10 protein-coding genes are annotated in these 8,357 nt (G+C 69.4%); 5 read left to right on the top strand and 5 right to left on the bottom strand.

The window, feature by feature from the left end:
• A partial coding sequence (locus tag AC2W7M_RS14670; protein ID WP_486132995.1) for a DnaJ domain-containing protein occupies positions 1-320 on the bottom strand: 320 nt, incomplete at its 3' end.
• Between the two features lie 272 nt (positions 321-592).
• Positions 593-2,488: a molecular chaperone DnaK gene (gene dnaK / locus AC2W7M_RS14665; protein ID WP_486132994.1), complete on the bottom strand. Its 1,896-nt coding sequence runs from the start codon at positions 2,486-2,488 to the stop codon at positions 593-595.
• A gap of 215 nt (positions 2,489-2,703) precedes the next feature.
• Here dnaK and pncA point away from each other — a divergent pair, with 215 nt between their 5' ends.
• Positions 2,704-3,363 (top strand): bifunctional nicotinamidase/pyrazinamidase, encoded by a 660-nt coding sequence (gene pncA / locus AC2W7M_RS14660; protein WP_486132993.1) that lies wholly within the window; start codon positions 2,704-2,706, stop codon positions 3,361-3,363.
• 10 nt (positions 3,364-3,373) lie between these two features.
• On the opposite strand, the gene AC2W7M_RS14655 is transcribed toward pncA, so the two are convergent.
• From AC2W7M_RS14655 to AC2W7M_RS14645, 3 genes are all read right to left on the bottom strand, one after another.
• Positions 3,374-3,754 (bottom strand): VOC family protein, encoded by a 381-nt coding sequence (locus AC2W7M_RS14655; RefSeq protein ID WP_486132992.1) that lies wholly within the window; start codon positions 3,752-3,754, stop codon positions 3,374-3,376.
• 104 nt (positions 3,755-3,858) lie between these two features.
• Positions 3,859-4,011 (bottom strand): hypothetical protein, encoded by a 153-nt coding sequence (locus AC2W7M_RS14650; protein WP_486132991.1) that lies wholly within the window; start codon positions 4,009-4,011, stop codon positions 3,859-3,861.
• A complete protein-coding gene (locus AC2W7M_RS14645; protein ID WP_486132990.1) occupies positions 4,005-4,208 on the bottom strand; it encodes a hypothetical protein in 204 nt (67 codons plus the stop codon). Before AC2W7M_RS14645 ends, AC2W7M_RS14650 begins: the two co-directional genes overlap by 7 nt.
• A 113-nt stretch (positions 4,209-4,321) precedes the next feature.
• Between AC2W7M_RS14645 and AC2W7M_RS14640 the strand changes: the two genes are divergently transcribed.
• The 4 genes from AC2W7M_RS14640 to ku all read left to right on the top strand — a co-directional run.
• A complete protein-coding gene (locus tag AC2W7M_RS14640) occupies positions 4,322-5,041 on the top strand; it encodes an alpha-ketoglutarate-dependent dioxygenase AlkB family protein (RefSeq protein ID WP_486132989.1) in 720 nt (239 codons plus the stop codon).
• A 67-nt stretch (positions 5,042-5,108) separates the two neighbouring features.
• Positions 5,109-6,038 carry a hypothetical protein gene (locus AC2W7M_RS14635; protein ID WP_486132988.1) on the top strand — a complete coding sequence of 310 codons (930 nt, stop codon included), beginning with the start codon at positions 5,109-5,111 and terminating at the stop codon, positions 6,036-6,038.
• Positions 6,039-6,174: 136 nt separating this feature from the next.
• On the top strand, positions 6,175-7,521 hold the full coding sequence (locus AC2W7M_RS14630; protein ID WP_486132987.1) for an ABC1 kinase family protein: 1,347 nt from the start codon (positions 6,175-6,177) through the stop codon (positions 7,519-7,521).
• 78 nt (positions 7,522-7,599) lie between these two features.
• On the top strand, positions 7,600-8,357 hold a 758-nt coding region (gene ku / locus AC2W7M_RS14625; RefSeq protein WP_486132986.1), incomplete at its 3' end, for a non-homologous end joining protein Ku.

Here is an 8,357-nt window from a genome sequence, read left to right as displayed (position 1 = left end):
CCGCGGCCCATGCCGCCGCCGAACAGGTCGTCGAAGATGTCGGCGAAGGTGGAGGCGACGTCGCCGAAGCCGGCGGGGCCGCCGCCGCCGCCATTCTCGAACGCGGCATGGCCGAAGCGGTCATAGGCGGCGCGCTTCTGCGGGTCTTTCAGGACCTCGTAGGCCTCGTTGACCTCCTTGAAGCGGATCTCCGCCTCGGCATCCCCCTGGTTGCGGTCGGGATGCCACTTCATGGCGAGCTTGCGGTAGGAGGTCTTCAGCACCGTCTCGTCGGCGCCGCGGTCGCAGCCGAGGGTCTCATAATAATCGCGCTTGGCCATGTTCCGTCTTCACCCGCCGCCGGCTCCGCGAAGGGAGCACCTTAAAGCTCTGGCCGTCATGCTCCGGCTTGACCGGAGCATCCATCCGCCGCGCCCGGGCATGCGTCAGGGACATGCCCTCTGAAATGGGCCCTCCGGTCAAGCCGGAGGGCGACGGTGGGAACTCGGCCAGCGCCGCAGACAACCATCGCGGCGAACCCGCCGCGTCCGTCGAAAGCGCGAAGCGCACCGCTCGTCCCGCGAGGGGAGCGAGCGGCGCACCGCGCATCAGATCACGCCGACTTCTTCTTGTCGTCGTCGACCTCGGTGAACTCGGCGTCCACCACGTCGTCCGCCGGCTTGGAGGCGCCCGCCTCGCCGCCCTGCTGGGCCGCATACATGGCCTCGCCGAGCTTGAGGGAGGCCTGGGCCAGAGCGTTGGTCTTGGCGGTGATGGCCTCGGCGTCGCCGCCCTCCAGCACGCCCTTGAGGTCCGCGACCGCCGCCTCGATGGCGCCCTTCTCCGCCGCGCCGACCTTCTCGCCGTGCTCGGCGAGGGCCTTCTCGGTGGAGTGGATGAGCGCCTCGGCGTGGTTCTTCGCCTCCACCGCCGCGCGGCGCTTCTTGTCCTCGGCCGCATGGGCCTCGGCATCCTTCACCATCTTTTCGATGTCGGCGTCATTCAGGCCGCCCGAGGCCTGGATGCGGATCTGCTGCTCCTTGCCGGTGCCCTTGTCCTTGGCGGAGACGTTGACGATGCCGTTGGCGTCGATGTCGAACGTCACCTCCACCTGCGGCACGCCGCGCGGCGCCGGCGGCAGGCCCATGAGGTCGAACTGGGCCAGCAGCTTGTTGTCCGCCGCCATCTCGCGCTCGCCCTGGAACACGCGGATGGTCACCGCGGTCTGGCCGTCCTCCGCCGTCGAGAACACCTGGCTCTTCTTGGTGGGGATGGTGGTATTGCGGTCGATGAGGCGGGTGAACACCCCGCCCAGCGTCTCGATGCCGAGCGACAGCGGGGTCACGTCGAGCAGCAGCACGTCCTTCACGTCGCCCTGGAGCACGCCCGCCTGGATGGCGGCGCCGATGGCGACCACCTCGTCCGGGTTGACGCCCTTGTGGGGCTCCTTGCCGAAGAACTGCTTCACCACTTCCTGCACCTTCGGCATGCGGGTCATGCCGCCGACGAGGACCACCTCGTCGATCTGCCCGGCGGTGAGGCCGGCATCCTTGAGCGCGAGCCGGCAGGGCTCCACGGTCTTCTGGATCAGGTCGTCCACCAGCGCCTCGAACTTGGCGCGGGTGAGCTTCATGGTGAGATGCTTCGGACCGGAGGCATCCGCGGTGATGAAGGGCAGGTTGATCTCGGTCTGGGTCGCGGACGACAGCTCGATCTTCGCCTTCTCGGCGGCCTCCTTGAGGCGCTGGAGCGCAAGCTTGTCGTTGCGCAGGTCGATGCCCTGCTCCTTCTTGAACTCGTCCGCCAGGTAGTTCACCAGGCGCATGTCGAAGTCCTCGCCGCCGAGGAACGTGTCGCCGTTGGTGGACTTCACCTCGAACACGCCGTCGCCGATCTCCAGCACCGACACGTCGAACGTGCCGCCGCCGAGGTCGTAGACCGCGATGGTGCCGGAATTCTTCTTCTCGAGGCCGTAAGCGAGCGCCGCCGCGGTGGGCTCGTTGATGATGCGCAGCACCTCAAGGCCGGCGATCCTGCCCGCGTCCTTGGTGGCCTGGCGCTGGGCGTCGTTGAAGTAGGCCGGGACGGTGATGACCGCCTTCTCGACCTTCTCGCCCAGGAACGCCTCGGCGGTCTCCTTCATCTTCTGCAGGATGAAGGCGGAGATCTGCGAGGGGGAATACTTCTTGCCGTCGGCCTCCACCCAGGCGTCGCCATTGTCGGCGCGCACGATCTGGTAGGGCACGAGCTTCTTGTCCTTCTCGACGGTCGGGTCGTCGTAGCGGCGGCCGATCAGGCGCTTCACCGCGAAGAAGGTGCGCTCGGGATTGGTCACGGACTGGCGCTTGGCGGGCTGGCCGACGAGGCGCTCGCCGTCCTCCGTGAAGGCGACGATGGAGGGCGTGGTGCGCGCGCCCTCGGCGTTCTCGATGACTTTCGGGGTGGACCCCTCCATCACCGCGACGCAGGAATTGGTGGTGCCGAGGTCGATGCCGATGATCTTGGCCATATGTTTCTCCTTGCCGGCAGACCGGCCGGACCCTTTCGGCGTCCGCTGGGGATCCCCACGGGCCCCTCCCGCGGCGATCCGCCGGCCCCCTTTACGAAATTGGGGTTCGTCGCGAAAACGACGATCGAAGGCGCATATAGGGGGGGCATTTGGCGCCGCAAGGCGTCCATTGCGCCGCTTCGGCCCTTTTTCACATTGCTGCGAGGAGATCGTTCATGACCGACCGCCACCCGAGGGGCGCCGCCCCGGGCTCCGACCCGCGCTCCGTCCTCGTGGTGGTGGACCTGCAGGTCGACTTCCTGCCCGGCGGGGCGCTCGCCGTGCCGGGCGGCCATGAGGTTCTCGGCCTGTGCAACCGCGCTGCCGCCACCTTCCGCAACGTCGTCCTGACCCAGGACTGGCATCCGCCGGGGCACGCCTCGTTCGCCTCCAGCCATGCCGGGCGGGCGCCGTTCGAGACCATCGCGCTGCCCTACGGCCCGCAGGTGCTGTGGCCCGACCACTGTGTCGAGGATACGCCCGGCGCGCGCTTCTCCGCCCATGTGGACATCCCCCACGCCCAGCTCATCATCCGCAAGGGCGTGCACCGGAACATCGACAGCTATTCCACCTTCTACGAGGCCGACCGCATTACCCCGACCGGGCTGTCCGGCTACCTGAGGGACAAGGGGATCGACACCGTCTACCTCGCCGGCCTCGCCACCGACTTCTGCGTCGCCTGGTCGGCGGTGGACGCGGCGCGGCACGGCTTCTCGACCCATGTGGTGGAGGACTGCTGCCGCGCCATCGACCTCGACGGCTCGCTGGACAAGGCCTGGGCCGACATGGCGGCGGCCGGCGTGCACCGGCAGCGCGTCGACACGCTTTTGGCGTGAAGGGGGTGGGTCAGGCGTCGATGGCGCTCATCCAGCCGAGCGGGGCACCGGTTGAGTCCATGACGATGGCGAAGGCACCGACGCCGGGCACCTCGAAAGGCGGCCTCAGGATGCGCCCGCCTTCCGCCTCCAGCAGCCTGAGACGCGCCGGCAAGTCGTCTACATTGATGTAGCTGAACCAGTGCGGCGGCACGGAGGGCGGCACGATGTCGGTCTTGTCCATGATGCCGGCCACCGCCTCCTCGCCGAGCATGGCGATGACATAGGTGCCGCCGCTCTCCATGGGCATTTCATCGAAGGCCCAGCCCAGCGTTGCGCCATAGAAGGCCTTTGCCTTCTCCACGTCGTCGGTCAGCAGTTCGTTCCAGTAGAATTTTCCGTGCGGCGCCATAGGGACCTCCCATTCAGGGCGCGCACCAGGGTACGCGCCGGCCGGCTTGCAGCGGCAAGCCGACCGGATACCGCGTTCTTCCGTCAAAAGTTAGAGGGGGCCCTCTATCGCATCACGTAGACGACGCGGCGCGTGCCCGGCTCGACCAACACCGTCTGCTGGGTCGGCGTGACAAAATAGAGCATGGCGCGCACCGCATCCTGGCCGCCGTCCCAGTTGCCGTTCTGCTCCTGGCGCACCACGAACCGGTTCAGCACCACGGTCTCGGGCACCACCGCGCCCTCGACGGATCGAATTCGGACCCGTAGGTGGCGGCCGGAACGGGGTTTTGGGCCACATAGGCGGTGATGTACTGCTGCTGCACGGGGGTGACGACCGTCGCCTGGGCCAGCGCGCCGCCGGTGCCGGCGGCCAGCAGGAACAGCGAAAGCCCGAAAGTCTTGCCGTGTTTCATGATCCGAACTCCTCTCGGCTGTCAAACTGAAGAGAAGGACAGCCGAGCGAAGAAAAAGTTCCGCCCAGCAGTTACGCTCAAGCGTCACGAATGATTTCCGCCGAATATTTGCCATGGCTGCGCAGCAGTGGCACCTTGAGCGGACGTGTTCTGCACGAAGTCCCTCGCAGTCGTTTTCGGAGGCGCCGCAGGTGCGGGAGCAGGAAGCCGGTCCACAGGGACTTGAGATCGTGCCCGGCTGCCTCTGGTTCCGCGAGGCGCTGGACCGGCCGGCGCAGCAGGCGCTGCTCGCCGACATCCGCGCCGTGATCGCCGAGGCGCCGCTCTTCACGCCGCGCATGCCCCGCACCGGCAAGCCGTTCTCGGTGCGCATGACCAATTGCGGGCCGCTCGGCTGGGTATCGGACGAGGCCGGATACCGCTACCAGCCGTTCCATCCGGACACACGCGCGCCTTGGCCGGCCCTGCCGCCAGCCCTCCGCGCCGTGTGGGCGGCCTATGCGGGGGACGCCCCGCCGCCGGAGGCCTGCCTCGTCAATCTCTACGCCCCGGATGCGCGCATGAGCCTGCACCAGGACCGGGACGAGGACGACCTGACCGCGCCGGTCCTGTCCGTGTCGCTGGGCGATACCGCCGTGTTCCGCATCGGCGGCACCGCGCGCGGCGATCCCACCCGCTCGGTGCGCCTCGCCTCCGGCGACCTGCTGCGGCTCGGCGGGGCGAGCCGGCTCGCCTTTCACGGCGTGGACCGGGTGATCGCCGGCTCCTCCAGCCTGATCGACGGCGGCGGCCGGATCAACCTCACCTTGCGCCGGGTGACGGTTTCCGCTTGATTCGTCACGCTTCGGCCCCCTTTGGACCACAGAAGCCGAACGTCCGGACCCTTTCGGAGCCCGCCTGATGCGCCTTGCTTTCGCCGCCGTGCTCGTCGCCGTCTCCGCCGCCTTGTCCGGCGCTTTCGCCGCCGAGGTGGAGTTCCCGCGCGGCTCCATCATCGGCCTCGTGCCGCCGGACGGCATGAGCGAGGGGCGCACCTTCGCCGGCTTCGAGGACCGCGAGAAAGGCGCCGCCGTTCTGCTGGTGGACATGCCGGCCGAGGCGTTTCCGCAGCTTGAGGCGAGCTTCACCGACGCAGCGCTCGCCGAGAAGGGCATCAAGGTCCAGCGCCGCGAGAGCTTTCCGGTGACCGGCGCCAAGGGCATCCTCGTCACCGGCACCCAGGCCGCCGGTGCGGTGTCGCTGCGCAAGTGGGTGCTGCTCGCGGGCAACGACATGCTGACCGCCCTCGTGACGGTCCAGGTGCCGGAGGGCCAGGAGGCCGCCTATCCGGACGCCAAGGTCCGCGCGGCGCTGTCGACGCTCGCCTTCCGCTCGGCGCGCGATCAGGTGGAGGCGCTGCCCTACACGCTCAACGACCTCGCCGGCTTCCGCGTTGTGCGCACGCTGGGCGGCTCCACCGTGATCCTCACCGACGGGCCGAACAACGTGGTGGACGGCGCCGAGCAGCCCTATTTCGTCGTCTCCGTCGCCGGGGGGACGCCGCGCGACGACGACCGCGGCCGCTTCGCGGTGCGCGCGCTCGCCGGCCTGCCGGGCCTGAAGGACCTCCAGGTCGAGCGGGCCGAGCCGCTGCGCATCGCCAACCACACCGGCTACGAGGTGATGGCGAAGGGCGTGGACGCCCGGACCGGGACGCCGGTGAAGGTGATCCAGTGGATGCGCTTCGGCACGACGGGCCACATGCGCATGGTGGGCGTGACGCCGCTCGACAGCTTCCCCGACCTCTATCCGCGCCTGCGCGCCATCCGCGACGGCGTCGAGCCGCGCTGAGCGGCAGCCCTGCCGCCGGCCCGCTCCTGCGACAGGCCGACGCCGCCCGCGCGGCGGGTGCTGCTCTGCGTCACCTGGACTTCCGCCCGCCGCGACCCCACCTGACGGGAGACAGGCGAAAAGGAATCCCCGGACGATGAGCGACGAGGAGAGGAACCGCTTCTCCGCCCGCGCCCTGCGCTATGCGCGGGTGGGCGCCGGCATGGGGGGCGTCGCCGCCCGCATGGCGTCGAGCCGCCTGATCGGCGGGGAAAGCGGCGCCAACGCGGCGGCGCTCGCGGCGGCGCTGGGCGGCCTGAAAGGGCCGCTCATGAAGGTGGCGCAGCTCATGGCCACGGTGCCGGACCTGCTGCCGCCGGAATATGCCGCCGAACTTCAGAAGCTCCAGGCGGACGCCCCGCCCATGGGCTGGTCGTTCGTGAAGCGCCGCATGATGGCGGAGCTCGGGCGGGACTGGGAAAGCCGGTTCGCGCAGTTCTCCCACCAGCCGGCCGCCGCCGCCTCGCTCGGCCAGGTCCACCGGGCCACCACGCTCGACGGCGAAGAGGTGGCCTGCAAGCTCCAGTATCCGGACATGCAGGCGGCGGTGGAGGCGGACCTCGCCCAGCTCGACCTCCTTTTCTCGCTGCATCGCCGCCTGAGCGCGGTGATCGACACCCGCGAGATCGCGGTCGAGATCGGCGAGCGCGTGCGCGAGGAGCTGGACTATCGCCGCGAAGCGAAGCACGCCGCGCTCTATGCCGCCATGCTCGACGGCGAGAGGCGGGTGCGGGTCCCGCGCGTGCGCACCGACCTGTCCACCGGCCGGCTCCTGACGCTGCAATGGCTGGAGGGCGAGCGGATCCTGACCTTCGTGGACGAGCCGCTGGAGATCCGCAACCGTCTCGCGCAGGCCATGTTCGCGGCCTGGTGGGTGCCGTTCAGCCGGTTCGGCGTGATCCACGGCGATCCCCATCTCGGGAACTACACGGTGTTCCGGGACGAGAACCGTCCCGCCGGGATCAATCTCCTCGACTATGGCTGCATCCGCATCTTCCCGCCGCGCTTCGTGGCGGGGGTGGTGGAGCTTTATCGCGGCCTCATGGCGGGCGACGAGGCGCGCATCGTCGGCGCCTACGAGACCTGGGGCTTCAAGGGCCTGAAGCGGGAGGTCATCGACGTGCTCAACATCTGGGCCGGCTTCATCTACGGCCCGCTGATGGACGACCGGGTGCGCACCATCGCCGATGGGGTGGCGCCGGGACAGTACGGGCGCCGCGAGGCGTTCCAGGTCCATACCGCGCTCAAGGCGCTGGGTCCGGTGACGGTGCCGCGCGAGTTCGTGTTCATGGACCGCGCCGCCATCGGCCTCGGCGCGGTGTTCCTGCACCTCAAGGCGGAGCTGAACTTCCATCGCCTGTTCGAGGAGGCCATCGGCGATTTCGACCCGGCCGCCCTCGCCGATCGGCAGCAGGCGGCGCTGGCCGAGGCAGGGCTGCGGTAGGCGCCGGAACGAAAGCCGGGCCTGCCGCGTTCTCCGCCCCGGAGAGGGCGGACCCATCAGGGGCCGGGGAGGGGCAATATGGCACCGCGTGCGCAATGGAAGGGCGTCCTCAGGATCGGCGCTTTCACCTGCCCGGTGGCGCTGTTCACCGCCGTCTCCACCTCCGAGCGCATCGCCTTCCACACGCTCAACCGCGCCACCGGCCACCGCGTGAAGCGGGAGTTCGTGGATTCCGTCACCGGCAAGCCGGTCCCGGCGGAAGACCAGGTGAAGGGCTACGAGACCGCCGACGGCCGCACCGTGACGCTGGAGCCCGAGGAGGTAGCCGCCGCCGTTCCCGAGAGCGACAAGACGCTGGACGTCACCGGCTTCCTGCCCTGCGACCGCGTGGACGAGATCTATCTCGACCGCTCCTATTATCTCGCCCCAGCCGATGCGGGCGCCGAGACCGCGTTCGTGGCGCTCAGGGAGGGACTGCGCAAGGCCAAGGCGGCGGCGCTCGCCCATGCGGTGCTGTTCCGCCGCTTCCGCGTGATCCTGGTGCGGCCGCAGGACGAGGGGCTGGTCGCCACCCTTCTGAACTTCGACTACGAGGTGCGCTCCGCCCGCGAGGCCTTCGCCGACGTGCCCCAGGTGAAGGCCAAGGGGGAGATGCTCGACCTCGCCCGGCACATCATCGACACCAAGCGCGGCAGCTTCGATCCGGCAGCGTTCGAGGACCGCTACGAGGCCGCTTTGGCCGAGCTGGTGAAGGCCAAGCAGGCCGGCAAGCCCCTGAAGCCCGCCCGCAAGCGCCGGCGGCAGGTCGACGACTCACTGGATGCCCTGCGCCGCAG

It is taken from the genome of Xanthobacter sp. BG11Y11_SDJG (genome assembly GCF_057364445.1).
Note: the sequence above shows the minus strand (reverse complement) of the source record. Positions and strands in the feature narration are given on the sequence as shown.